This window comes from Trichocoleus sp. FACHB-90 (genome assembly GCF_014695505.1).
Classification (GTDB): Bacteria; Cyanobacteriota; Cyanobacteriia; order Cyanobacteriales; family FACHB-T130; genus Funiculus; species Funiculus sociatus.
The window spans coordinates 21,418-47,168 of record NZ_JACJOK010000023.1 but is presented as its reverse complement, the minus strand read 5'-3'; the positions used below and the strand labels follow the sequence as shown (position 1 = coordinate 47,168).

General features: G+C 46.0%; 29 protein-coding genes. 19 read left to right on the top strand and 10 right to left on the bottom strand.

From position 1 onward, the window contains the following. Positions 1-142 precede the first annotated feature (142 nt). Complete coding sequence (locus H6F74_RS07170; RefSeq protein ID WP_190438311.1) at positions 143-994, bottom strand: cyanophycinase; 852 nt, start codon at positions 992-994, stop codon at positions 143-145. A gap of 481 nt (positions 995-1,475) precedes the next feature. On the opposite strand from H6F74_RS07170, the gene trmD reads away from it, so the two are divergent. The 7 genes from trmD to larB all read left to right on the top strand — a co-directional run bounded on the left by trmD (position 1,476) and on the right by larB (position 8,700). After that, a complete protein-coding gene (gene trmD / locus H6F74_RS07165) occupies positions 1,476-2,174 on the top strand; it encodes a tRNA (guanosine(37)-N1)-methyltransferase TrmD (protein WP_190438308.1) in 699 nt (232 codons plus the stop codon). Between the two features lie 153 nt (positions 2,175-2,327). Next, a complete protein-coding gene (gene ispF / locus H6F74_RS07160; protein WP_190418368.1) occupies positions 2,328-2,810 on the top strand; it encodes a 2-C-methyl-D-erythritol 2,4-cyclodiphosphate synthase in 483 nt (160 codons plus the stop codon). A gap of 103 nt (positions 2,811-2,913) precedes the next feature. Beyond that, complete coding sequence (locus tag H6F74_RS07155; RefSeq protein ID WP_190438305.1) at positions 2,914-3,408, top strand: hypothetical protein; 495 nt, start codon at positions 2,914-2,916, stop codon at positions 3,406-3,408. After that, on the top strand, positions 3,405-4,004 hold the full coding sequence (locus tag H6F74_RS07150; RefSeq protein ID WP_190438302.1) for a PIN domain-containing protein: 600 nt from the start codon (positions 3,405-3,407) through the stop codon (positions 4,002-4,004). The genes H6F74_RS07155 and H6F74_RS07150 overlap by 4 nt, the downstream gene beginning before the upstream one ends. Before the next feature lie 26 nt (positions 4,005-4,030). After that, a complete protein-coding gene (locus H6F74_RS07145) occupies positions 4,031-5,827 on the top strand; it encodes an ABC transporter substrate-binding protein (protein ID WP_190438299.1) in 1,797 nt (598 codons plus the stop codon). Positions 5,828-5,830: 3 nt separating this feature from the next. Beyond that, positions 5,831-7,834 (top strand): ABC transporter substrate-binding protein, encoded by a 2,004-nt coding sequence (locus H6F74_RS07140; RefSeq protein WP_242021882.1) that lies wholly within the window; start codon positions 5,831-5,833, stop codon positions 7,832-7,834. A 95-nt stretch (positions 7,835-7,929) separates the two neighbouring features. After that, positions 7,930-8,700, top strand: coding sequence for a nickel pincer cofactor biosynthesis protein LarB (gene larB / locus H6F74_RS07135; protein WP_190438296.1), 771 nt, complete (start codon positions 7,930-7,932; stop codon positions 8,698-8,700). Between the two features lie 105 nt (positions 8,701-8,805). On the opposite strand, the gene H6F74_RS07130 is transcribed toward larB, so the two are convergent. Continuing rightward, positions 8,806-9,372, bottom strand: a complete 567-nt coding sequence (locus H6F74_RS07130) for a hypothetical protein (protein WP_190438284.1) — start codon at positions 9,370-9,372, stop codon at positions 8,806-8,808. 333 nt (positions 9,373-9,705) lie between these two features. Between H6F74_RS07130 and H6F74_RS07125 the strand changes: the two genes are divergently transcribed. Continuing rightward, positions 9,706-11,043, top strand: coding sequence for a HEAT repeat domain-containing protein (locus H6F74_RS07125; RefSeq protein WP_199300944.1), 1,338 nt, complete (start codon positions 9,706-9,708; stop codon positions 11,041-11,043). Positions 11,044-11,074: 31 nt separating this feature from the next. On the opposite strand, the gene H6F74_RS07120 is transcribed toward H6F74_RS07125, so the two are convergent. Continuing rightward, positions 11,075-11,224: a hypothetical protein gene (locus tag H6F74_RS07120; protein ID WP_190438282.1), complete on the bottom strand. Its 150-nt coding sequence runs from the start codon at positions 11,222-11,224 to the stop codon at positions 11,075-11,077. 59 nt (positions 11,225-11,283) lie between these two features. Here H6F74_RS07120 and H6F74_RS07115 point away from each other — a divergent pair, with 59 nt between their 5' ends. Both H6F74_RS07115 and H6F74_RS07110 read left to right on the top strand, forming a co-directional pair. Next, positions 11,284-12,276, top strand: a complete 993-nt coding sequence (locus tag H6F74_RS07115; protein WP_190438279.1) for a LysR family transcriptional regulator — start codon at positions 11,284-11,286, stop codon at positions 12,274-12,276. A gap of 43 nt (positions 12,277-12,319) precedes the next feature. Continuing rightward, positions 12,320-13,384, top strand: a complete 1,065-nt coding sequence (locus H6F74_RS07110) for an anthranilate phosphoribosyltransferase family protein (RefSeq protein ID WP_190438277.1) — start codon at positions 12,320-12,322, stop codon at positions 13,382-13,384. 5 nt (positions 13,385-13,389) lie between these two features. Here H6F74_RS07110 and H6F74_RS07105 read toward each other — a convergent pair whose 3' ends face one another. The 4 genes from H6F74_RS07105 to H6F74_RS07090 form a co-directional block, all read right to left on the bottom strand. Then, positions 13,390-14,289 (bottom strand): MBL fold metallo-hydrolase, encoded by a 900-nt coding sequence (locus tag H6F74_RS07105; protein ID WP_199300942.1) that lies wholly within the window; start codon positions 14,287-14,289, stop codon positions 13,390-13,392. Positions 14,290-14,333: 44 nt separating this feature from the next. Continuing rightward, a complete protein-coding gene (gene panD, locus H6F74_RS07100) occupies positions 14,334-14,723 on the bottom strand; it encodes an aspartate 1-decarboxylase (RefSeq protein WP_190438270.1) in 390 nt (129 codons plus the stop codon). Positions 14,724-14,924: 201 nt separating this feature from the next. Beyond that, positions 14,925-15,440 (bottom strand): inorganic diphosphatase, encoded by a 516-nt coding sequence (locus H6F74_RS07095; protein WP_190438253.1) that lies wholly within the window; start codon positions 15,438-15,440, stop codon positions 14,925-14,927. A gap of 203 nt (positions 15,441-15,643) precedes the next feature. Next, positions 15,644-15,835 carry a hypothetical protein gene (locus H6F74_RS07090; RefSeq protein ID WP_190418344.1) on the bottom strand — a complete coding sequence of 64 codons (192 nt, stop codon included), beginning with the start codon at positions 15,833-15,835 and terminating at the stop codon, positions 15,644-15,646. A 241-nt stretch (positions 15,836-16,076) separates the two neighbouring features. Here H6F74_RS07090 and H6F74_RS07085 point away from each other — a divergent pair, with 241 nt between their 5' ends. The 3 genes from H6F74_RS07085 to H6F74_RS07075 all read left to right on the top strand — a co-directional run bounded on the left by H6F74_RS07085 (position 16,077) and on the right by H6F74_RS07075 (position 17,951). Further along, entirely contained in the window at positions 16,077-16,247 is a 171-nt protein-coding gene (locus H6F74_RS07085; RefSeq protein ID WP_190438252.1) for a hypothetical protein, read from the top strand. Between the two features lie 102 nt (positions 16,248-16,349). Continuing rightward, entirely contained in the window at positions 16,350-16,853 is a 504-nt protein-coding gene (locus tag H6F74_RS07080) for a DUF4112 domain-containing protein (RefSeq protein WP_190438249.1), read from the top strand. Between the two features lie 138 nt (positions 16,854-16,991). Further along, complete coding sequence (locus tag H6F74_RS07075) at positions 16,992-17,951, top strand: alpha/beta hydrolase (RefSeq protein ID WP_190438246.1); 960 nt, start codon at positions 16,992-16,994, stop codon at positions 17,949-17,951. Positions 17,952-18,014: 63 nt separating this feature from the next. On the opposite strand, the gene H6F74_RS07070 is transcribed toward H6F74_RS07075, so the two are convergent. Further along, entirely contained in the window at positions 18,015-18,230 is a 216-nt protein-coding gene (locus tag H6F74_RS07070; protein WP_190438243.1) for a hypothetical protein, read from the bottom strand. 287 nt (positions 18,231-18,517) lie between these two features. Between H6F74_RS07070 and H6F74_RS07065 the strand changes: the two genes are divergently transcribed. The 3 genes from H6F74_RS07065 to H6F74_RS07055 all read left to right on the top strand — a co-directional run bounded on the left by H6F74_RS07065 (position 18,518) and on the right by H6F74_RS07055 (position 20,861). Further along, positions 18,518-18,994 (top strand): DUF4278 domain-containing protein, encoded by a 477-nt coding sequence (locus tag H6F74_RS07065; RefSeq protein ID WP_190438241.1) that lies wholly within the window; start codon positions 18,518-18,520, stop codon positions 18,992-18,994. A gap of 240 nt (positions 18,995-19,234) precedes the next feature. Next, positions 19,235-19,690 (top strand): DUF29 domain-containing protein, encoded by a 456-nt coding sequence (locus H6F74_RS07060; protein ID WP_190438239.1) that lies wholly within the window; start codon positions 19,235-19,237, stop codon positions 19,688-19,690. A 133-nt stretch (positions 19,691-19,823) separates the two neighbouring features. Beyond that, on the top strand, positions 19,824-20,861 hold the full coding sequence (locus H6F74_RS07055) for a hypothetical protein (protein ID WP_190418329.1): 1,038 nt from the start codon (positions 19,824-19,826) through the stop codon (positions 20,859-20,861). A 49-nt stretch (positions 20,862-20,910) separates the two neighbouring features. On the opposite strand, the gene H6F74_RS07050 is transcribed toward H6F74_RS07055, so the two are convergent. Together H6F74_RS07050 and H6F74_RS07045 are read right to left on the bottom strand one after the other, a co-directional pair. After that, positions 20,911-21,162: a transporter suffix domain-containing protein gene (locus H6F74_RS07050; RefSeq protein WP_190438237.1), complete on the bottom strand. Its 252-nt coding sequence runs from the start codon at positions 21,160-21,162 to the stop codon at positions 20,911-20,913. A gap of 110 nt (positions 21,163-21,272) precedes the next feature. Next, positions 21,273-22,109, bottom strand: coding sequence for a carbohydrate ABC transporter permease (locus H6F74_RS07045; RefSeq protein ID WP_190438235.1), 837 nt, complete (start codon positions 22,107-22,109; stop codon positions 21,273-21,275). A gap of 194 nt (positions 22,110-22,303) precedes the next feature. Between H6F74_RS07045 and H6F74_RS07040 the strand changes: the two genes are divergently transcribed. The 3 genes from H6F74_RS07040 (at position 22,304) to accA (ending at position 25,592) form a co-directional block, all read left to right on the top strand. Then, positions 22,304-22,996, top strand: a complete 693-nt coding sequence (locus H6F74_RS07040; protein ID WP_190438234.1) for an aldehyde oxygenase (deformylating) — start codon at positions 22,304-22,306, stop codon at positions 22,994-22,996. 195 nt (positions 22,997-23,191) lie between these two features. Next, positions 23,192-24,217: a long-chain acyl-[acyl-carrier-protein] reductase gene (locus H6F74_RS07035; RefSeq protein WP_190418321.1), complete on the top strand. Its 1,026-nt coding sequence runs from the start codon at positions 23,192-23,194 to the stop codon at positions 24,215-24,217. A 394-nt stretch (positions 24,218-24,611) separates the two neighbouring features. Next, positions 24,612-25,592: an acetyl-CoA carboxylase carboxyl transferase subunit alpha gene (gene accA, locus H6F74_RS07030; protein WP_190418319.1), complete on the top strand. Its 981-nt coding sequence runs from the start codon at positions 24,612-24,614 to the stop codon at positions 25,590-25,592. Positions 25,593-25,751: the final 159 nt, after the last annotated feature.

Here is a 25,751-nt window from a genome sequence, read left to right as displayed (position 1 = left end):
GAAAGCCCTGACATCTTGGTGGGAAAGCTGGCACTGGTTGCTGATGACCCCGCCCGTATTTAGTAATCTCTTAGTTTCCAGCTTTAAAAAGTGATAAAACTGTTCTCTACGAACAGTTTTATGACAAATGTAAAATTTAAAATCAAACATTCGGGGGCAGAATGACTCGCTGCTGTAGATGGTAGCGATCGCCATAGCTGAGAATATGCACCCGGAGATTGAATATACTAATTGGTTCGGTAGCTCCCACTGAAGGCTGGTTGGTGTAAGAAACTTCACCGGGATCGACAATAGAAACTGTACCTTTACCCATCACCTGCAATACACCGTCTCCCTCGATTAAGGCGCAGGTATCTTCGTCAATACCCATCCCTAGCTTATCTGGATAACCGGAGATCGCGCTGATCAACCGCCCCATGCGATTGCGATTGTGAAAGTGCTGATCGACTATTAAATCCGGGAAAATTCCTAAGCCCACCGCCATATCAACTAAGGAACGATTGGGAGATTCGCCGCTACCGCCACCAGCTATCATGTGATGTCCCATCACCGCCGCTCCTGCACTGGTGCCTGCTAAAGTAATCTCACCCAAATGCGCCCGCTTGCGAATTCTTTCCATCAACGGTGTTTCTGCCAATAGTCCGCACAGCCGCAGTTGGTCGCCACCTGTCAGGAATACTCCAGTACACTCTTCAATGTACTCGTGCATCAAGGGATCTTCACTTTGAGAGCGATCGCGGATGTCTAGCACCTTTACCACCTTCGCTCCCATTTCCGTAAAAATGGTACGGTAGCGATCGCCAATCACTGCTGGTTCTCGCGATGCTGATGGAATAATTGCAATAGTCGCCTCTAGCGCCCCAGCACGATTAAAAAAAGTTTGTAGGATTTCCCGTCCATGAACTTTGTCTTCAGCGCCGCCAATAATCATAATGGCGGTTTTAGTCGATTGGGGCATCGTCTGTACTAAGGATTGAGATTCTAATTGCAGCATAATGTCACTTTTGAGCATAGGGTGAATCGAATACAATCTTTGGAGCTAGTTGATAGGAATGCCAATTTATCGCGTTCTTGGTTTTTGCTCAACTATCTGGACACCCTTGCTCACAAGGACAATCCCTATTTTCACTCTTGTCAATAGTCCCAATTTTTCTTAATGACAGGCGTCCGATCAACATCACCAATATTTTGCTTTTTTTTCCTGATCCGCTCAGTAACAACGGTTACTACTCGCCATAGCGACTTAACCTTATAAGCATAATGCCAGATCCCGTAAACATTTTTTATAAAATATTTAATATTTTTTTATGTAACACATCAACCTGTGGACAGAATGCTTGGACTGGGGGCTAGGTACTGGGAGAATTAGGAGTTATGAGTTTTGAATTTATAACTTCTCACTCCTGGCCTCATAACTCTTTCCTAGTCCCCAATCCCCAATCCCCAATCCCTAATCCCCAATCCCTATTCCTGCTGTGCGAATTGATATAGTTACTCTTTTTCCAGATTTTTTCTCCTCCCCCCTGAATTCAGGGCTGCTGGGGAAAGCTTTAGCCAAACAGATTGCAGGAGTGCATCTGGTAAATCCCCGCGACTTTGCCACCGATAAACACCACCGCGTCGATGATGAACCATACGGCGGCGGCGTGGGAATGCTTATGAAACCAGAGCCGATATTCGCGGCTGTGGAGTCGCTACCCGTTTTACCTAGACGCGAGGTGATCTTGATGACACCACAGGGGCAAACGATGAATCAGCCGCTGTTGCGAGAATTGGCGACATATGACCAGTTGGCGATTATCTGCGGACACTATGAAGGTGTGGATGAGCGAGTATTACATTTAGTGACGCGGGAGGTATCTTTAGGCGATTTTGTGCTGACGTGTGGAGAAATCCCCGCTTTGGCACTAATTAATGGTGTTGTCCGCCTGCTACCGGGAACGGTGGGAAAGGAAGAGTCGCTAAAAGCAGAGAGTTTCGAGGCGGGATTATTGGATTATCCCCAGTACACTCGTCCGGCGGAGTTTCGCGGCTGGAAAGTGCCACCAGTGCTGCTGTCGGGAAATCATGCGGAGATTGAACGCTGGCGAAACTCACAGCAAATAGAGAGAACGCGCGATCGCCGCCCCGATTTATACGCTCAATGGTTGGACGATAATGCTAACGGGGGCTAGGGGCTGGGGACTAGGTAGGGACTAGGGGCTGGGGACTAGGGACTGGGGACTAGGTAAGATTCTTGCCAATTCCCAATCCCCAATTCCCAATTCCCAATTCCCAATCCCCAATCCCCAATCCCCAATCCCCAATCCCCAATAGGTAAAAATTCCATGAACATAAGAATTGGCAACGGTTACGATATCCACCGTTTAGTTTCCGGTCGTCCCCTGATTCTAGGAGGGGTGAAAATTGAGCATGAGTTGGGGTTGCTGGGACACAGTGACGCTGATGTGTTGACGCACGCAATTATGGATGCGATGCTTGGTGCCTTAAGTTTGGGTGATATTGGCCATTATTTTCCCCCCACAGATGAAAAGTGGGCGGGTGCTGATAGTTTAGTGCTGCTATCGCAGGTAAATGCGCTAATTCGCGATAAAGGCTATTCAATTGGAAATATTGATTCTGTGGTGGTGGCGGAACGGCCGAAACTGAAACCGCATCTAGAGAAAATGCGCGATCGCTTATCCCACGTCCTAGAATTAAAACCCGACCAAATTGGACTCAAAGCCACCACCAACGAAAAGTTAGACGCAGTTGGGCAAGAAGCAGGAATCGCCGCTTATGCTGTTGTCTTACTGGTAGCTTCTAATTAACTGGGCTAAACCATATCTAGTCAAAGGTTAAAAATGTTTAGGATAGGAATGAACCAGAGACGGATAAGGCAGAGACTCTCAACGCGCTGGGAGAATTAAGGCAATGGAAGCTGGAAGATTTGAACTTACTCAGAGCGATCGCGCTTTGGTTTATCCTGCGGATATTATTGCCTGCAACCCTGAAGGGCAAACGGTTCTAGTAGTTGAAGTCAAAGCTACTAAACTCAAAGATAGTAAAGCCAAGCAATGGGCAATCGAGTCCCTCACGTTGTATCTGCAAGCTGCGAACACGAAAATTCCCTTCGCTATGCTGGCTGACCTTGAAAACATCGAGATTTTTCAATGGGACGGTGCTAATTTATCGGAACCAGTTAGCATAATTAACACTGCTGCCGTGCTTAATCATTATGATCCCGAATTTAGCAGCAAACGAATATTTGGGCCATACCATCAGACACTTGTTGAAGCTTGGCTGCGAGATTTAGCCTATCATTGGAAGTCGGAAAAGCCGCCAGCATCAGAAGAATTGGCAGCCATCGGTTTGTTGCAGGCGCTGGAAGATGGAGATACTTACTCTGAAGGTGGCGCTTCTTGGTGATACTTTACGTTGAGACTAATTTCTTGATGAGCATTGCCACAGGACGTGACTCCCAAGCGAATACTTTGCTAGAGAATCCAACCGCATCAGTCCAGATAGCAATACCAAGCATTTGCTGCATGGAAGCTCTGTCTGCATTAGAGGATGAACTGAAGCGCCGCAATCGTTTCATGGAAGAACTGAAAAAACAAGTCAGCCAGTTACGTCGAGATGTCACCTCATCCCATGCCCAGTCTCTCTTTTCTCATTTACAACAGGCTTTAATTGAGAATCAGGCGCTATTCAACGATGTCGAAAACCGTCTCTTTCAAGCTCTCGATCATCTCAACACCAAGGCAGAGATGATTCCATTAAATGGCGATATGCTTCAAGAAAGTTTGGATACACGTTTTATCAACAAAGACCCTACAGATAACTTGATTTTGCACTGCATTCTTAATCATGCACGCCTGCATCCCAGAGATATCAAAGTCTTCCTCAGCGCTAATTTCAAAGAATTTAATACGCCGGAAGTTCAAGCGGCTTTGCGTAGTACTGGCGTGAATCGGTATTTTAGCCGCACGCAAGACTTCCTTGGTTGGCTACAGACTCAGTAAGCTTTATCAGCAGTTAGTAGAGAATTATGAGAATCCCTGTTATTAAATATTGTTGGCGGCGTGTGGTGGCTTTTGGGCTGGCGGTAGTGAGCGCGATCGCACTTCATGGCTGCAACCCAACAAACCTCAAAAAAACAGAAGCCGCCCAATTGTCGTACATCGGAGACGCTAGTCTCAGCGAACCCAATTCCTTTAACTACGTCCTCAGCGAAGGTGCGCCTGATGTTCTCAGCCTTGTTTACGAGGGGCTGCTGACTCAAAATGGACTCACTGGAGAACTAGAGCCAGCTTTGGCTGAGAAATGGGAAATTTCTGAAGATAAGAAACGGATCGTTTTTACTCTCAAACCAGGGCTGAAATGGTCTGATGGTGAGCCTCTAACCGCAGATGATGTGGTTTTTACCTACAACGATATTTTCTTAAACAAGGAGATTCCCACAGATATCAGAGACATCCTCAAAATTGGTAAAAGTGAAGCGCTGCCAAGCGTCCGCAAAATAGACGATTTGAGAGTAGAATTCACAGTACCGGAGCCGTTTGCTCCCTTTCTTCGCTACAGCGGCGGGTTGGCAATTTTACCAGCTCATGCCTTGCGGGAATCTGTTAAAACTAAAGATAAGGATGGAAAGCCTAAGTTTCTTACAACTTGGGACACCGATACAGATCCTAAAAAAATTGTCGTCAATGGCCCTTATATGTTGGAAAGCTACACGCCTAGCGAGCGAGTAGTGTTACGACGCAATCCCTACTACTGGAAAAAAGATGCACAAGGCAATCAGTTGCCTTACATTGAGCGCTATTACTGGAATATTGTAGAATCTACTGACACTCAATTACTTCAGTTTCGCTCTGGGAGTTTGGATACATTTAGTGTTTCTCCTGACTATTTTTCTTTGCTAAAACAACAGGAAAAGCAAGGAAAATTCACGGTTTATACCGGGGAAGCGGAAATGAGTACAACTTTTTTAGTTTTTAATCTGAACCAAGCCAAAGATTCAAAAAATCAGCCGTTGGTAGATCCGATAAAATCTCGGTGGTTCAATACGGTGGAATTTAGACAGGCTGTTGCTCATGCGATCGATCGTCCGGCAATGATTAACAATATTTATCGGGGGCTGGGCGAAGCGCAAAATTCACCAATTTATAAACAAAGTCCTTTCTATCTTTCACCGGAAGAAGGATTGAAAGTTTACGATTACAATCGGGAAAAAGCAAAGGACTTGTTGCGAAAAGCGGGCTTTAAATACAATGCTCAGGGGCAACTTTTCGATGCGGATGGTAATCGGGTACGCTTTACCATGCTGACAAATGCAGGGAATAAGCTACGAGAAGCGATTGGCTCTCAGATTAAGCAAGATTTGGCTGGGATTGGTATTCAGGTGGATTTTAATGCGATCGCTTTCAATACTCTGCTCCAACAAGTCTACACTCAGCGGAATTGGGATAGTTACATTGGCAAAATTGGCGGCGGTGGTATTGAGCCTAACGGTGGAGCAAACACCTGGTTGACAAAAGGGGGCTTACATGCGTTTAATCTTGGCCCCCAAGAAAGCGAACCACCACTGATTGGCTGGAAAGTTTCCGACTGGGAAAAGCAAATTGAGGAGCTTTATATTCGGGGTGCTGGTGAACTTGATGAAGCCAAGCGCAAAGAAATTTATGCGGAAAGTCAGCGCATTACCCAGGAGAATTTGCCATTTATCTATTTGGTGAATCCGCTAACAATGGAAGCAGTACGCGATCGCATTGAAGGGATAAGATATTCAACTCTGGGAGGTGCGTTCTGGAACCTTACCGAACTTAAAGCCAAGTCTGTAGAATAAAGGATGAAAAGTTTGATCAACAAACTTCGTAAATCTCGTTACCAGGATGAGCCTGGTAGCGAGAATATGAGGGAAAGCCTCACGATTCCCCTAAAAAAATATTTATATGGGGAAAGTTTAGCAATTTTCTCAAATTTTACATCCTTTTTTATCAGGCAGAGCCTCCTAATCCTTGCCAAGCTGAGCCTGATAACGAAAAAAGAAAATGTAGCCGCGAATTATTTTCGCCAAGGCTGGGTTTTATCATTTATTATCTGTGTTACTTTTGCCTTATTTGGCTGTAGTCCGCAATCATTCAAAAGTCAGGAGTCTGAGAATTTATCCCAACTGGTGACAGTGACTTTGGCAGATCCCAAAACCTTTAATTGGGTGCTTAACCAAGAGTTTCCTCATGTTTTTCTCTTTACTTATGAGGGGTTAACATTTGAAAACAGGGTTACTGGTGAAATTGAACCAGCGTTAGCCGAATCTTGGGAAATTTCTAAAGATAAAAAACGAGTGGTTTTCACCCTGCGAGAAAACTTGAAATGGTCGGATGGTGAACCCCTGACAGCGGATGATGTTGTCTTCACTTATGAAGATGTAGTTTTTAATAAAGAAATTCCCACCGATGCTAGAGATAGCCTCAAGATTGGAACTTCTGGTGCTTTTCCGAAAGTCCGAAAGGTAGATGAGCGGCGAGTAGAGTTTATTTTACCAGAACCTTTTGCGCCTTTTTTGCGGACTACCACAGGCACACAAAATGATGCTATTATTATTTTGCCAAAACACGCCCTTCAAGACGCTGTAAAGTCAAAAAACTCCGAAGGAAAACCCAAATTAATGTCTATTTGGGGAGTTGATGCGAAACCAGATGAAATTATTGTTAATGGCCCTTACCAAATAGAAAGCTACACCACCAGCGAACGGGTTGTTTTTCGGCGTAATCCTTATTACTGGCGGCGGGATGCTCAAGGCGATCGCTTGCCTTACATTGAGCGCGTAATTTGGCAAATTACGGAAAATATGGATACTCAGCTACTCCAATTTCGCTCTAAAGATTTAGATACTACTGACGGTTGGGGACGGATGCGTCCGGAAGATTTTCCCCTACTGAAGCGAGAAGAAAAGCGGGGAAAGTTTAAAATTTACACTGGAGAGGGAAGACCGGGTACAAATTTTATTGCCTTTAACCTTAACAAAGGACGGCGTAATAGTCGCCCACTAATTGATCCCATCAAGTCTCGCTGGTTTAATAATGTGGCATTTAGACAAGCTGTTGCTTATGCCATTGACCGACAAACTATGATTAATAACACCTTGCGCGGCTTGGGTGAATTGCAAAATTCACCTATTTCTGTGCAAAGTCCCTACTACATTTCTCCAAAAGAAGGTCTGAAAGTATACGAATATAATTCAGAAAAATCAAAAGAATTACTGTTAGGGGCGGGATTTAAATATAATGAAAAAGGCGCACTGCTAGATGCAGAAGGCAACCCCGTCCGCTTTACTCTGATTACGAATGCTGAGAATCAAACCCGCGTGTCAATAGGAGCTACAATTAAACAAAATTTGAGCCAAATTGGTATCCAGGTTGATTTTAACCCGATGGCTTTTAACACGCTGGTAGATAAACTTTCTAATACTCTGGATTGGGAATGTTATCTTTTGGGCTTTACGGGCGGCGTTGAGCCTCATAATGGTGCTAATGTCTGGTTTACGGATGGGGGATTACATAGCTTTAATCAGGCTCCTCAAGTAGGGCAAACGCCGATTGAAGGGCGGGAGGTGTATCCTTGGGAGCAGGAAATTGCGGATCTTTACGTTAAGGCAAGCCAGGAATTAGATGAAACGAAGCGTAAGGCAATTTATGCCGAAACTCAGCGGATTACGCAAGAATATTTACCGATGATTTATCTAGTGAATGCGCTGTCAATGTCGGCGGTGCGCGATCGCGTCTCTGGCATCAAATACTCTTCCCTCGGCGGTGCCTTCTGGAATATTTATGAATTGAAAGTATCTGATTAAAGTAGTTTATCCACCAAAATCAGCAATTGGTGGGTAAACTACTTTATCTGACCAATCCAAAATCTAAACTCTAAAATCCTTGCATCGGATAAGCCGTGTCCCAAACTGAAGCCTTACAGTCATTATTAAACGCCGTTGCCGCTGGTGAAATAAACCCAGAGGTAGCCCTAGAAAAACTTAAGCACTTTGCTTTTGAACCAGTGGGCGATTTTGCTAAAGTTGACCATCACCGCAGTCTGAGAACTGGTTTCCCTGAGACGATTTGGGGGCCGGGGAAAACGCCGGAACAAATTGCGGCGATTATGGAAGTGATGCGCGATCGCAACCCCGTAGTCATGGCGACGCGCATTGACCCAGCAGTTTCAGACCAGCTGCAAGAAAAAGTTATTGGTCTGCGCTACTATCCCACTGCCCGGATTTGTGCTATCTCTCCTATTACCATAGAACCTCAGTATCCTGGCACCATAGGCATTCTATCTGCTGGTACAGCCGATTTACCCGTCGCCGAGGAAGCAGCGGTGACAGCCGAACTCTCTGGCTTTCGAGTACAGCGTCTCTGGGATGTCGGCGTTGCTGGCATTCATCGCCTGCTGAGTAACCGCCACGTCCTTGAGTCGGCTAATGTGCTGATTGTCGTGGCGGGGATGGAAGGCGCTTTACCCAGCGTTGTTGCTGGTTTGGCGGATTGTCCGGTAATTGCCGTTCCCACCAGTGTTGGCTATGGCGCAAGTTTCGGCGGTCTTGCCCCCCTCTTGACAATGCTTAATTCTTGTGCTGCTGGTGTAGGTGTGGTGAATATAGACAATGGTTTTGGTGCCGCTATCTTAGCAGGACAAATCCTGAGAACTGCTTATAAGTTGCAGTAAATTTAGCATTAAATTAGGTTGATGAACCTCACGCAACTTTTTAAACTTTATTCAGGTGACACCGCTAACGCCTCCGCAACCTTTATAAGTTGAGTCGCGCCACATCTACTCAACAACTAACGCGAGTAACTTTGGATAGGCAAAAGAATCCTGAGTTTGTAATGAGGAGCCGTGATAAGTTTGGAATACTTGACTGGCTACAGCTTTCAGATTATCCATCAAATGCTCGTCTTCGCCCAAGGTTTCAAAACCTAGACTCCACCAATCATTGTCTCTGATATTCACCTGAGCAATTTCTACAGCGCAGGTTTCATAAAGACGCTGCGATCGCACCTTTTTTACACTCACCCACTCGCCTTTTTCAGCAACAGATGCTACTAAGAAGCTCTCTGGTGTAGGATCTTTACAACTCCACTTTACCCATTTCTCTGCTTTCCCCTCTACTTTTTCTGCACGCAGCACGCCTAATTCTTGTTGTCGCCATTTGACTTCTAGCTTATTCTGCCGAAATTTGATACCTAGGTAATCGCACCCCGCCGCGTATAAATATAAATCTTCCCGTTCTTCTGGTGGCGTTAGATGACCTAAGAGAGAATCTGCACCGAACCACTGTTTGATTTCTTCTGGTATTGTGCCGCGATAAAACCAGCGCAGCTCCATAGTTGTTAACATCAGTTTGTTCGACTTGATAATTGTTTTAATGTTTATTACAGATAGCAGCAACAAATTACTCAAACAAACTACCTTTAGTAAAATACTTTACTTTAGTCAATCCGCTTTTTGATATAAAGTATCTGAGAATTTCGGTTGATTGGTATATACAAATACAAAAAAAACTTAAGAAATGAAACAAACGCATTGAAAAAATGCTTTATTTACATTTTACAGTTCAGGCGAGTTGATTTATAAACATTTATATTGTTCAAATTGAAAAAGGCAGCTGGGGATGCTTTTGGGGAAGGCTTACTTTTTCTTGTAATGTAAACTGGATAACATAGATTTGTAATGATGACATTAAATGTTATAGAACAGGCTACTATTGCGGCACAGCAAAAAAACTGGTCATTGCTAACCGAGTGCTTGCAGCAGCTACCAGTGACGAAAACCTCAGCGGGAAAAGGTGAGGCGAGTATTCAGCTGGAAAATGAATGTTTAGAGCAAATCCTTTCTTTGGCTTTAGAGGTACTGTACTCTGGTGATTTTCGGGAACGGTGGGAGGTGGCGAAGGTGCTTCCGAAATTTGGAAGCTGCGCGATCGCTCCTCTGATTTCCATCTTAGAAGACGAAGATGCCGAAATAGAAGAGCGTTGGTTTGCTGGGCGCATCCTGGGAGAATTTGACGATCCCGCCGTTGTCACCGCCTTAGTAGAAAGCTTGAAAACGGCTGATGATGAAGAACTTACGGTGGCGGCTGCTGCTGCTTTGGCGAATATCGGTTTTCCTGCTGTGGAGGCTTTAACTGGGCTATTGGCAGATCCCAACACGCGGCTGTTAGCGGTACGTAGTCTTGCCCAAATTCGCCGTTCCGAAACCATTGCGCCGTTGATGGGAGTAGTTGAAGATCCTGAAGCGACGATCCGGGCTGCGGCTATTGAAGCACTTGGTAGCTTTCACGACAGTCGGGTGCCGCCGATACTGATAAAAGCTCTGAAAGATATCGCAGCACAAGTCAGAAAAGAAGCTGTAATTGGCTTAGGAATGCGGACTGACTTGCTACCAAAATTGGATCTGGTTACTCATGTGCGATCGCTATTATTTGATTTTAATTTGGAAGTGTGCCAGCAGGCAGCGATCGCATTAGGGCGTTTGGGTACTGACGAAGCCGCCGCCGCTTTGTATGAGGTACTGTTGTCGCCCCATACGCCGATCCGCTTAAAAGTAGATATTGTGCGATCGCTTCCTCAAACAGCAACCTCCCTAGAATATTTACAAAAAGCCCTCTCTGTTGAGTCCCCTGAACTATGGCAGGAAATTATCATGGTTTTGGGGCGAGTTGAGGAACCAAAGTTAGTACCCTTAGCCGCTAAAATTCTCCAAAGCGCACTTGACATTGGAAGCCCAACAGCTCAAAATCCCAAAGTCAAGCAAGCTATGGCAATGACATGGGGACATCTTGGCGATCCATTAGCGATAAAGCCGCTAATTGAGCTTTTAGCAGATCCGGATGCAGGGATAAGACTGCATTGCATAGCAGCTTTGAAAAAATTCCCCACGGCTTATGAGAAATTACAGCAACTAGCTACCGACGAAAAGCTGACACCAGAGTTAAAACAAGGGGTAGCGATCGCGTTACAAGAATGGGGGCTGGGGGCTGGGGGCTGGGGACTAGGGGCTGGGGACTAGGGACTAGAGACTAGGGGCTGGGGGCTGGGGACTAGGTAAGACTTTTCCCCAATCCCCAATCCCCAATCCCCACTCCCCAATCCCCAATCCCCAATCCCCAATTCCCAATCCCCAATCCCCAATCCCCAATCCCCAATCCCCAATCCCCAATCCCCATTACTGCTGTATCAAGCCTTACCAAACTCAGTAGCCAAATCCGCTAAATTCATTTCAGAAGGAAATGTAATTTAGGCTACACCTATGCGGCTAGAGCAGTTGCAAGCATTTCTGGCAGTTGCACAAACAGGCAGCTTTCAGCAAGCAGCACGAAAATGTGGATTCACCCAGTCCACCATCAGCAGACAAATCCAGTCTCTAGAATCAGAACTTGGTGTTCCACTGTTTCATCGCACAGCTCAGGCAAAGTTAACATTAGGGGGAGAAAGATTTTTGCCAAGAGCAGGCAAAATCTGTCAAGAGTGGCAACAAGCCACCCAGGAATTAGCAGACTTGTTGGCGGGGAAACAGCCAGAACTATGCGTAGCGGCGATTCATTCAGTTTGCGCCCACTATTTACCGCCAGTGTTGCAGCAATTTTGCCGAAATTATCCAGACGTGCAGCTGCGAGTGACTTCACTGGGAAGCGATCGCGCTTTAAAAGTCCTCCGCGACGGGCTGGTGGATGTGGCAATTGTGATGAATAACCGCTTTTTAACGGCTAGTCCGGATATGGTGGTAGACATCCTATACAATGAACCCATCGAAATCCTGATGGCGGCAAATCATCCGTTGACTGAGTATGACCAGGTGCCTTGGTCAGAACTCGTTAAATACCCGCAAGTTGTGTTTAAAGATGGCTATGGGATGCAACGCTTAGTGCAAGAGCGATTTTTGCGCCTTGGCGCTAATCTTCAGGCAGTTATGGAGTTAAATACGCTTGATGCCTTTCGCGGCGTTGTGCGTCAGGGAGAATTAATTGCTCTTTTGCCGCAGTCGGCTTTGGTGGATGCGCGTCACGATTCAACGCTGGCTATCCGCACCATTGAATCCACCCCAGCATCCCATAGCGTCGCCGACTCTCTCACAGAAATGGGCTTGTCTCGTCAAGTGGTGATGGTGACAACACGCGATCGCTTACTAATTCCACCAATTCAGCGTTTTTGCCAGCTGGTGCGCGAATCAATTCCGTTGCAATTTAAGCAAGCAATTAGCAACGCTGTAATCTGTTCGCCAGCCTCAGTCATTAGTCATTAGAAAAACAACTGACAACTAATAAAATCAAAACTCAAAACTCTTTATGAGTAACGCCTTTAGGGAAATTCTGCGAAAAATTGGTAGCGGCCCCCACACCGGGGAAAATATGACTCGCTTTGAGGCGGCCCAAGCGACGCGGATGATGCTACTACAGGAAGCAACACCAGCGCAGATTGGGGCGTTTATGATCGCCCACCGAATTAAGCGTCCTACAGGCGAAGAATTAGCCGGGATGCTGGATGCTTGCGACCAAGTGGGGCCAAAGTTGCAACCGATTGACTCCCAGCGACCAGTTATAGTTTTAGGAACGCCCTACGATGGGCGATCGCGTACCGCCCCTGTGACTCCATTAACGGCTTTGATTCTGGTAACCGCAGGGCAACCAGTGGTGATGCACGGCGGCGGCCGGATGCCCACCAAAGAAGGCTTGCCGCTGGTTGAGATTTGGCAGGGTTTAGGCGTTGATTGGAGTGGGCTATCTTTAGCGCAAACCCAGCAAGTCTTCGAGACGACCAAAATAGGATTTATCTATTTGCCATCGCATTTTCCCCTCGCGGCTTCCTTGGTTCCCTACCGTGACCAAATTGGCAAACGTCCCCCCTTTTCGACGATGGAGTTGATGTGGTGTCCCTACGCAGGAGTTGCTCACGTTATAGCAGGTTTTGTGCATCCTCCCACAGAAGGAATGTTTCAAGGTGCTTCGGCGTTCCGAGGCAAACCGCAGTATTTTACGACGGTGAAGGGATTAGAGGGTAGCTGCGATTTACCACGCGATCGCACCCCCATCATTGGCACCTGGCAACCCGGTTCGGATCTAGAACGCATCATCTTGCATCCCCGCGACTACGGTTTTGAAGGCAAGGAAGTACCCCTAGACGAAAAAGCTTTAGTGCCACAAATGCAGCTAGTATTGCAAGGCAAACCAGGCGAATTCACGCAAGCTGCTATCTGGAACGGCGGATTTTACCTGTGGCATAGCGGTGTGGCGACAGATTTATCATCCGGTTTAGCTGAAGCAGAAAACTTGTTAAAAAGCGGTCAGGTTGCTCAGAAACTAGAGGAAATTACTAAAGCTATTGCTTCTTTAGAAGTTGTTATTAGTCATTAAAATGGCTAAAATACCGACAAAATCATTCCCTCACGAGCCAGCAAACTATTGGGAAAAGCTGACTGAATTTGCTGTTCCATTAAGTCGAGAAAATCATCGTTATAGTCAGGCTCGTAACAAGACATTACCACTTGTTTAACACCCGCAGTATGAGCCGTCTCAACGCAGGTTTGCCAAAAGCAGTTATCCCAAGGCTCAAGTTCATCAGCGCAAGACTTCACCGACTGTCCATGCAACCCACAATCTGCGGTTTCTTGCGAATTAGATGCGCTATCGTAAATTAGCAAATCTGCTTGACGGACTAAGTGCAGCAAGTTTTTATCTGAGGCTTTCAAGTTATGTTCTGCACAAGTGACATAGACAGCAGTGTGTCCATCCCAGGTGACTCGATAGCCAATTGTCTTTAGTGAGTCTTTTGTTAAGCAGGTTTCAATTTCAATTTCTCCTAGTGTCACCGTGTCACCGGGAGTAAGATCGTAAAATTTCAAGTCAGACTGCATCACCTGAATTGGGACGGGAAAATTTGGCGGTGTCATCTGGTCGCTGAGACTTTGTTTAATAGATGCGCCGTTAGATGCAGCTGCGCCGTAAATGTGAAAGCAATTGCCTTTAATAAAGGCGGGAACGAAAAAAGGCACTCCTTGAATGCGATCGATTTCCGTCTGAGTAAAAAATATATAAGCTTCTACTGGCATCTGTCGCAACAAATTGTTACCCAGAATTCGCAAGCCAGTTCCGCCATCAAAAATTAATCGTTTGTCGCCTACCCGCATCTCTAGACATGGGGTATTACCGCCGTAGCGAATTGTCTGTTTTCCTGTAGCGGCAATTTTGCCGCGCACCCCCCAAAACTGGACAACAAACTTGGCATCAGCGTTACTTGAAAGATGTGCTTGGTTAGACATTTGGGGATTTACTGCCGCTGGCTCTAAAGAAGACATATGCTAGATCACATTAGCTGCAAGAGTTGCAGATCGTCGTAGCGTCGGACTTCCACCAGGCGATTTTCCCCGTCTACGAGGACAACCGTTGGATGATAAGTTTTCAGTTCTTCGGGGCTAAGTTGTGCGTAAGTCATAATTATTAAGCGATCGCCCTTTATTCCCAGACGTGCCGCTGCACCATTTAGTTCAACCACACCAGAATTTTCTGGTGCAGCGATCGCATAGGTAATGAACCGCTCTCCATTAGCAATATTAACAACTTGCACCTGCTCATAAGGTAATATACCAGCGGCATCCAACAAAGCTTTATCAATGCTGATACTACCCACATAGTCCAGATGGGAACCTGTGAGGGTACATCTATGAATTTTCGATAGAAGGAGCGATCGCTGCATAGAAGACGGATAATTACCACCAATGCTTTTGAAAGTGCAGGTGCATTTGTTCTAAATGCTTCCTTTTACAGGCTCTGCACCTTCCCCATTATGGCCCTATCAGCACCATGTTTGTAAGTAGGGAAAATTTTGTGAGCTACAGTTGATTTTAACCTTCAAAAACCATCTGCTCACAATTTTTTCCCGCTTTATCCGATAGCGCTACTTATTACGACCCGCTCTAACACATTGTTCCACCAGCGGCATCACCTCTTCGACATCTTTCCAACCGCGAATTTCCGTGACCTTCTTTTCTAAATTTTTGTAGGTCTTAAAAAATTCCGCGATTTCGTCCAGCCGATGGGGGGCGATGTCTTTGAGAGATTTTACGTGGGCGTAGCGCGGGTCTTTGTCGGGAACGCAGAGAATTTTCTCGTCGCGATCGCCTCCGTCTATCATCTCCAACATTCCAATCGGTCGCGCAGCAATTACACACCCCGGAAAGGTTGGTTCTTCGATTATCACCATGCCATCCAGGGGATCGCCATCATCAGCCAAAGTATTTGGCACAAAGCCGTAGTCGTAGGGGTACTGCACAGAAGAATAAAGCACCCGGTCTAAGGCGAAGGCTTCCAAGTCCTTATCGTATTCGTATTTGTTCTTGCTACCAGCAGTAATCTCAATTAGTACATTAATCAGACCTGGTTTGGGTTGTGCAGGAATGCGTGATAAATCCAAAACTTTACTCCTAAGCGACACGTTGGTTTGGGGTAGCTTGTAAGGCTCTAAGGAAAAAAAGCTGAGACTTTATTAAATCTCATCCTTGCAAACAGCCCCCGTGTAGCATTCTACGGGAAGACGGTCAGCAGATAATCGCTGAGTGTCCAGATCCCGCTTGAGTGCAGCTACATCAGTTTAGGTGAAGGTAGTTGAGGAGTCCATCAATCTTCTGGCAAGGGTAATGAGTATAGGGTAGGCCGCTGTAAGGTTTCGACCCGACTAGGGGAGTAGTGGGCGATCGCAAACACAGGCAAAGTCAGAGTAATGAGCGCGATCGCAGTTCCCAGAAACTCTGCCCACCTTTGAGGAGGAGGTTGGTCAGAAGAGTTGGCGGACTGGCCACTTGATTCCATAAAAATAGGTACAAACTCAACAAAAATCAATTTCGAGGAAATTAAAGGGGTGCAAATTTTAAACCCCTCTACCCTTGATTCTAACCAGTTTTCCCCAACAGACTGTCTTCCATTAAACAATCTCAACCTCTAAGCGCTGCTATCAAAGAAATTCGCTGATGTCAATAACATCTTCACGAGAGCGCCTGCACCGAGGTATCATTCATAAAGGAAGCGCACATCCGCACACGGACGGATAGTTATGTATATTCCCAACGCCCTAGCCGAAGAAATTAAATTCTACCTCAAGAATTTAGCCCAAAAGGGAGACATTGAAGCTCAAAAGCTGTTATCTCAAATCGAACAAGCAGCCAGTTCAACGCTGACGACGATAGAAGAAATACCACCAGAGGAGATAGGTTTGCAGTGTTAAACTAGGTGTCCGTTGGCATTTGAACCTTTGAACATTGAAAGGTTGTTGAGTTCTAATAACTTGACAACTTAACAACTCTTAACTGACTACTACTTCGTTGTAATGTCTCAACCTCCTGCAAAACCTTCCCCAAAATCAGAAATTGCCAAGGCTGCTAAACTCAGGCGGGTGCGCCGCTTAAGCTATATCTTGGATAACGCGATTCCAATTCCGGGAACATCTTATCGAATAGGCATAGATCCCCTACTAGGACTTCTACCTGGAGGCGGGGATATTCTGGGAAGCGGCTTTTCAGCTTATATCGTACTAGAAGCAGCGCTGCTGGGACTGCCGCGAGAAACTTTGGTGCGAATGGTGTTAAATATCGTTTTAGAGACATTAGCTGGCACAGTGCCAGTTGTGGGGGATTTTTTTGATGCTACCTGGAAAGCCAATGTCAAAAATATCACTTTGCTGGAAGCTCACCTAGATTCCCCTCGGCAGAGTCAAAAGGCAGATTGGTGGTTTATCATACTGCTGTTGGGCGGGTTGATGCTTTTTGTAATGGCGATCGCAGCTTTGAGTATTGTTATCCTAAGACTGTTGTGGCAAGTGATAAATTTTTAAAAATTACCCATAAAAAATTAAAATTTGTTAAATTTAGGACGTATTTAGACTAGGTTCTTGAAAAAACTGAATTTCCAGCGAAAAATGGTAATTCTGCCATGATTTAATTTTAAGGAAAACATATCTAATTTTTAATATATGAAAGACTGGTGGCGGGCCACATTTCCACAAGGGCGTCAAACAGTAACAATTACCGACGCTAACGGACATCCTGTAAAAATTGCGTATGGCGAGAAAGGCACAGGTAAACCGCTATTTTTAGTACATGGAGTTGCCAGTTGGAGCTATAACTGGCGTTACCTCGTAGACACACTGGCGCAACATTTTCGCGTCATTTGTTTCGATGCCAAAGGACACGGTTTTTCCGAAAAGCCACTACATCCAGAAACATTGGGACATCAAGCTGTCGAACTAGAAAGAATTATGAGACGCTTGTGTGATGAACCCGCTGTAGTGGTGGCACAATCACTGGGAGCATTGGTAACACTGGCTACTGCTCAGAATAATCCAGAATTATTTTCTGAGTTAGTAGTAATAAATGTACCAATTTTTCTAAAAAAATTGCCATTCTGGGGTATGCAATTGTTGGCAGATTTGCCCCTGGATTTAGTGCGGATAGCCGACGATATGCGGTTGACAAAACTGTTTGCACCGTTGATGAGGCAAATTGTGGCGGTGGGGCGGCGTGAAGTTGTTTCCGATCCAGCACAGATAACAGCCGAAGAAGTGTATTGGATTACTTATCCGTACATTGAATTTCCGAATGCTTTGACGAAAACTGCCGAAGATTTACAACACGCGGCGCGAGAAATTCAGTTTTTGGTACAGAATCAACCAAATCTGATTCGTAATGTACAAGATAAACTGAGCGCGATCGCAACTCCCACTCTCATTTTATGGGGCGCACAAGATCAGTGGTTTCCTTTTCAAGATGGTGAGAAACTACACGCCCATTTACCCGGTTCCAAATTCCAGATTATTCCGAATTGTGGACACGATGCGGCGGCAAATTGCCCCGATGAAATTTATTCGGCAATTCTTGAATTTTGCAGAACCTCACCCCCTATCAGCCTCGGAACCAGCAAAGAGGGAGTATAAAAAATAAATTTAAATGGTTAACTAGAACCTGGCTTTTGACGTGCAGCCGATTCCCATCACCCTTCATGTAAGCGATCGCTTTAACTGGCATTCCGCGCCATAGACGCTGACAACAGGATGAGAGTTGCCATCAGCATACTTGACTTCAAACGAAGAAAAACTAGGTATTAAGCCTTGAACTGGTGGAATTGGCGCAGCCAGCGACATTACAGGGACAATAGTTCTCAGCAAGCAATTTGTCAAAATTCGAGATAAGCGAATTTTAGGTTTTAGCGACATAGCAATGATTTACACGCAGAACAAAAAGACGTGCAGCAGCATTGTTATGTTGCGAATGCGCTTCCCCAGGCTGAGTGCATCCGCGCCGCGATAGCGATCGCCAACCCGTTCTAGCCGGCTTTAGAAGTCCCGATTTTCCTGGGATTCTGCCAATTTAGGAACACGGCAAATATAGCACTTACCACGTCCCTCCTAATCTATCGAGTAATTTAAGCCGAAAGCATTAGACTAATTTTCAGCAATTGTCCTAATATTTTTTAAATAGGCTTCTCACACTGGGTGTAAAAATGATAGAAATGCCCTTGTCTTTCATGATGCCGCTGGCAGTTGTCCTGCTATCTATCTATATATTTAAAAAGTCTGCTGACGAAATTTCCTATCTCGCTGCCTGTATTTCAATTATCGCCTTACTGCTAAGTTTGTTTATAGCACCTTGGCAGCTCAAAAGCTTGCTGCTAGGGATTGCCATCTTCAGCACTAGACAATTTTCGTTGCCGAGTCAGCCTGTAATTGAGACTCAGGAAGACAAAAAAACTACACTCAGTTATCGAGGAATTGACTACGAACCTACTTTTCCCACAGTTGAAGGAACTGAAAGCCAGATAACAGGGCAATATCGAGGTCAAGCTTGGAAATGTAACAAAGCAGACAAAACTCCCCCAACTCAACCAACATCGCGACTAAAGTATCGAGGTGCTAACGTTGTTAGCCAAGCTTCTAACACACCTGTAACTAAAGAACAAAAAGTTACACCAGAATCATAAATCTTACTTAAGGTATGCGATCGCTATCATCGATAAAATCAGACTGTAAGCGAATATAAATTGGCCTAGAAGAAAGATTAATTTTATACCGAGTAAGTTTGCAAAAGTGGTTAGATCCTGAATAGGAAGGAATATTAAATAATTTGTATATTTTAACTTTCTAGCGGTTGTCTAGAATGTTACAGATAGTTATCAGAAGACTTCTGATAACCAGTTTGGCACGCCATAGAGGTAATTGTTATGACAACAGAAATAACAGCTAACCAACAGAGCTTATATGACACAGACTACCTGATATGGATTAAAACTACAGTGGAGAAGTTGCGGGTTCATGACTACTCAAACATCGACTGGGAAAATCTGACTGAGGAAATAGAGGATATGGGGCGAAGTGAGCGCAGGAGTTTAGAGAGTAATCTCATCGTTGTCCTGACTCACTTACTCAAGTGGCAATATCAACCAGAATTAAGAAGTGGTAGCTGGAAGGGCAGTATTGTTGAGCATCGTAGACGCATCCGAAAAGCTCTTAAAGAATCTCCCAGCCTTAAGCCCTACCTTGAAGAAGTGTTTGCTGAATGCTATTTAGATGCGGTTGAACAGGCGAGTGCTGAAACTGAACTACCAGTGGAAACCTTTCCACAATTATGCCCATACACATCCGCCGAGATTTTAGACTCTGACTTTCTTCCAGAATAAGTTTGGGTTCTCACTATGAAATGTGATCGCACCTAAAAAAGCGGCGAAAGAGGCGATCGCGCTACTCTGTTAGTGAGTCTTTGGCTACAGATTGTGTCATAATAGGGCGATCTCTCCCTAGTTAACGCTACTAATGGTGCAAGTACCCCAATCCCCCAGCGACTTAGCTGCTATCCTGAACAACCCAGTCGATCTGGATTTTCATCTGCCCGATCCAGAGGACGAGGAGATTCCAGAACTGGATTTTCAGCAGCAGGTAGATAATGCTTGGTTAGTGTGCGATCGCTTCGACCTACAGACAGAAATCTGGCGGGGGCGGATTTTGCGGGTGGTGCGCGACAGAGAGAAGAAAGGCGGCGACGGACGCGGGACGGGATTCCTTAACTGGCTAAAAGAGCGGGAAATCAGCAAAAGTCAGGCTTATTCCTTGATTCAGTTGGCAAATAGCGCTGATACCCTCTTAGAAGAGGGAAAGCTAGACCCAGATGCCATTCGCAGCTTCAGCAAACGCGCCTTCATTGAAACTTCTAAGGCATCTCCAGAAATTCAACAACTGGTGACAGAGGCGGCGAATAAAGGCGATCGCATCACCAGGCGGGAAGTTCGACAACTTGCCGATGAGTGGACGGCGATGAATTCCGACTTGCTACCCGATGAAGTCAAGGAAATGGCTGCATCTGGTTCTCTTCCTTCCCGCTATCTGTCTCCCTTAGTGAAGGAAATGGAAAAATTGCCAGATTCTCACCTGAAGGTACTCAGAGGGGAGGTTGCGGGAAATCCTGACGTTGATACTGTTAAACAAGCTACATCAGATGCCCGTAATTTATCTAAGTATCTGGATGCTGCTGCACAAGTCCAAGCGATCAGCGAAACTACCCTAGATGTGGAAATGGCGTTGGAGGAAGCTTTGCGGGTGGGTTGTCTGAATACCGCTGCTGACATGGTGAAGCAAGCGGCGCAGCTGGAACAAACTATCGCCAAATTTTACATGACCTGGAAGCGTCTCGGCAGTCTGGCAGATAGACTTTATGTGGACACTGGCGCAAGTACACCCAATTTGCGATCGCTTCTCACTTGCTTGGAACGTCTCGCTGGTGAGGTGATCGAAGTTAATCTTGATGATACAGGCGAGCGCACTATTCGCCTCAAAGTTCTCACCGATGCTGAGTAGGGCGGGCATCTTGCCTACCCCTAAAAATATGTTGTAGGTTCGCGCGTTTCTACTTTCTGCGGAGAAATTTTTTCAAACTCTGCCAAATAGTGCCAGGTTTCAAGTAATGGCGATATTTGGTTGCTGCTTCTTTTCCCACCAGCAACAAACCCACCCAAAAGGTAACTTCTGCCGAAACCGCCAACACCGGAACTAAGAGAGCTTTTTGAGCGATCGCTAGTGGTAGCAACGGCACAACCAATAATATCGCCACCCAAGGCAGAAAAGAGAAAACAATTAAAAATAGACCAAGCTTCTGCATATATCTTGATTGTGGCAGAATTTGAGTCTACTGTTTGGATTCCTCAACCACTCCCTATGATTAACTAAGTTTAATGTAGCCGCAGATTGAAACCTGCGGGCATAAGGGCGCTAATTCTTCATCCCAGTTGCGGCAATACCGCGAATAAACTGACGCTGCCCAGCGAGAAACAGTAACACCACAGGCACGGTAGCAATTACTACAGCCGCCATCAACAGTTGCCAACTACTGGTAAACTGCTCCTGAAACTCTGCCAAAGCCAGCTGCACCGTCCGTAACTCTGGGCGCGTGGTGAATACCAACGGCTTAAACAAATCGTTCCACTCACCAATAAAGGTGAACAGAAACAGCGTCACCAACGCTGGACGAGACAAGGGAAGCATCACCCGCCACAAAATTTGCAGCCGATTCGCCCCATCCAACGCCGCCGCTTCCTCCAACTCTACTGGAATTGTCTGAAAATACTGCCGCAGCAGGAAAATTCCAAAACCATTCGCAGCTGTGGGTAAAATTAGCGCCCAGTAGGTGTTAATCATGTGTCCCCACTTCAAAACCAGGAAAATTGGAATCACCAACAGCTGAAACGGAATCACCAGCGTTGCTAGGACAATTAACAAAATTGCCTGTCGTCCCCGGAATTTTAGCCGCGCCAAGGCATAACCTGCCAGTGCTGAGGTGAAAACTTGAAACGCAGTCACCGCGATCGCTACTAAGCTCGAATTTGCAAACGCCAGCAGGAACTTTCCGCGCCGCCAAGCTTCTGTGTAGTTTATAAGGGTAGGGGCAGATGGCAACAAGCTACCGGGCGCAGTGCCAGCTTTATCAAAAGAGGTGAAGAAAACTATGCCCAACGGCAGAAGTACAATCCCAGCGCCCAAGAGTAGTACACCTAAGCTTAGCGGTTGCCAAAACCAAGCCGACCAATTTTTTAGATGTCTTTTAGGCATAAGTACGCATTTAACTCTATGCTTTTAGTAATCAGATCCGCTATTCTTCCAAATGGGGAAGATGTATCAAAGAGTAGTAACGTCTAACATAGACATTTGTTAAGTTATATTTAACCATTTTGTCCCGCACCCTGAATTTCCAGGGTTTACATATCTCGGACAGCTTAGTTACGCACACAGGAGACAAGCAAGAAATGCAAATTGCAGCCAACGCCGCAATTGACTTCCAGAGCGAAACCTACAAGGACGCTTACAGCCGCATCAACGCGATAGTGATTGAAGGCGAACAAGAGGCACATGAAAACTACATCCAACTGGGCGAAATGATCCCAGAGGAGAAGGAGGAGTTAATCCGCCTATCCAAAATGGAGAATCGTCACAAGAAAGGATTTGAAGCTTGCGGCCGGAATCTTTCTGTGACACCAGACATGGACTTTGCCCGCGAGTTCTTTTCCGGATTGCACAAAAATTTCCAAGATGCAGCAGCTCAAGGTCAGATTGTAACCTGCTTGCTGATTCAATCATTGATTATTGAGTGCTTTGCGATCGCGGCATACAACATCTACATTCCTGTGGCTGATGACTTTGCCCGTAAAATAACTGAGGGTGTTGTCAAAGACGAATACTCTCATCTCAACTACGGCGAAGTTTGGCTGAAAAACCATTTTGAGGAATCTAAAGCCGAACTCGAACAAGCGAATCGTCAAAACCTACCACTGGTTTGGAAAATGCTCAACTCTGTTGAGAATGATGCAAGCGTCCTGGGAATGGAAAAAGAATCGCTGGTTGAAGACTTCATGATTCAATACGGTGAAGCCCTAAGCAATATTGGCTTTACCACCCGCGACATTATGCGCCTCTCAGCTTACGGTTTAACCGGGGCATAATAGAAAAAGGTCGGTGAGGATACTCAAGTCAAAACCAAAACCATCATCTTTTCACTTAAATTCGTCCTCAGTCGTGCCGATCAGTCAATGAGTCTTCTGATCGGCAATTTTGCGTAACCTTTTTAAGGTTTATCTTTGGTTCTCTGTCCCATCCACACTTTTTTGCCTGAAACGCAGGTTTAAATAAAACAGTCCATGTTTGGTCTAATCGGTCACCTTACCAATTTGCAACACGCCCAATCTGTCGCTAGAGAACTAGGCTATCCAGAATACGCCGATCAAGGGCTGGATTTCTGGTGTAGCGCTCCGCCTCAAATCGTCGATCACATCACCGTCACCAGCATTACTGGGCAAAAAATCGAAGGTCGGTATGTGGAATCTTGCTTTGTGCCAGAAATGCTTGCCACTGGCAGAGGGAAGACGGCGGTGCGGAAAGTTCTCAATGCTATGGCTCATGCTCAAAAGCATGGTATCAACATTAGCGCTTTGGGCGGCTTTTCCTCAATTATTTTTGAAGAATTTAACCTGCACGAAAGCAAGCAGGTTCGCAACATCAAGCTAGAGTTCGAGCGCTTTACGACAGGCAACACCCATACGGCATACATTATTTGCCGCCAAGTGGAACAGGTATCGAAAAAGCTGGGAATCGAACTGAATAAGGCGACTGTTGCAGTTTGTGGAGCTACTGGCGATATTGGCAGTGCTGTATGTCGCTGGCTAGATGCGCGGACGGATGTGGCCGAGTTGTTGCTGATTGCCCGGAAGCAAGAGCGATTGCAAGCTTTGCAGGCGGAATTGGGCAGGGGCAAAATTATGGACTTGGAAGAAGCCCTACCCCAAGCTGACATTGTGGTTTGGGTTGCCAGTATGCCTAAAGGTGTCGAAATTGACCCCACGGTTTTAAAGAAACCGTGTTTGCTGATTGATGGTGGCTATCCTAAAAACATGGCAACTAATATTCAGCATCCGGGCGTTTACGTCGTCAATGGTGGAATTGTGGAGCATTCCCTGGATATTGACTGGCGAATTATGAAAATCGTCAACTTGATGGATGTGCCAGGTCGTCAGTTGTTCGCCTGTTTTGCTGAATCGATGCTGCTGGAATTTGAAAAGCGGTATACCAACTTTTCTTGGGGACGGAATCAGATTACTGTAGAAAAAATGGAGCTAATCGGCGAGGCTTCTGTGAAGCACGGATTCCGACCGCTGTTGAGCTACTAACTTGACTCTCGTTCCCAGTCAGAGACTAGGAATGCAGTCTATTCCACTGTAAATGCGATGTACCGCAGTTTTGTACAAGAGGAACTAGAGCGATCGCTCTAGTTCTTTCACGTAAAATCGCCATAGATTTCCCGGCGCTGTTCAACTTCCACTAAAACCAGACGCGCTAAATCTTCAATTGGCGCTAAAACGGCTATATATTTGCCTTTGTGGTGCAAAATCACTCGTTAGCAATCGCTCACTACCTGCTGTATCCTCTCATCCAAATTTTCTGGCAGTTCGCTCAGATTTATGCGAACAAGAATCGGGTGATCGAGGTTAGGGTAGATTTCTTGCATACTCTTACGAGGTAGGATGTTGAGATAATGTACTTAATGTTATCGAACTCGTTAAGGTGGCAAATCCTGAGCGCAAGCCGTTACTTTTAGATTTTGAAAAGCCTCTCTCTGAGCTGGAGGCACGAATTCACCAGATTCGCGAACTTGCCGAAGATCAGGATGTCGATGTCTCTGAGCAGATTCGGCAGCTGGAGGTGCGAGCGGTGCAACTTCGTGAGGAGATTTTTAGCAGTTTGTCGCCGTCTCAGCGGCTGCAACTGGCTCGTCATCCTCGGCGACCTAGTACATTAGACTACATCCAGGCGATCAGCGATGAATGGATGGAACTACATGGCGATCGCGGTGGTTGTGATGACCCGGCTTTAGTCGGCGGTGTGGCTCGTCTGGGCGGTCGTCCGGTGTTGATGCTCGGTCATCAAAAAGGCAGAGACACAAAGGATAATATCGCCCGTAACTTTGGACAGGCTTCTCCTGGCGGCTACCGCAAGGCGATGCGGTTGATGGAACACGCTAACCGTTTTGGGATGCCGATTTTAACATTTATCGATACTCCCGGTGCTTGGGCGGGTGTGGAAGCTGAGGAATTGGGACAGGGAGAAGCGATCGCCTATAATTTGCGCGAGATGTTCCGCCTAGATGTCCCCATCGTCTGCACCGTTATTGGCGAAGGCGGTTCCGGTGGCGCTTTGGGAATTGGCGTAGGCGATCGCCTGTTAATGTTTGAACACGCAGTTTATACCGTAGCAACACCCGAAGCGTGCGCCGCTATCCTCTGGAGAGATTCCAGCAAAGCTCCCCAAGCCGCAGCCGCACTCAAAATCACCGCTTGGGATTTGAAAAATCTCGGCATTCTCGATACTATTTTGCCAGAGCCGATTGGCGGCGCTCACGCCGATCCTCTTAAAGCAGCCAGCATCCTCAAAGATGCCCTTTTGCAAAATTTGGAAGAACTCACCAATTTGACAGGTCAACAACGCCGGGAGTTGCGCTATCAAAAGTTTCGTCGCATTGGGGTTTTTACTGAAATCTCTGCCTAAAGGAGGTTGACAGTATCAGGCATTGTGGCGAGTGCTATAATTAGCGAGTAACGAAATATTACAGTGCCAGCAGCAACCGTTAGCTTTCTTAAAAATTAGCGATAGCTGCAATCTTAGCAATTGCCGCTATCGCTAACAGATGATAGACAACGGCTCAAA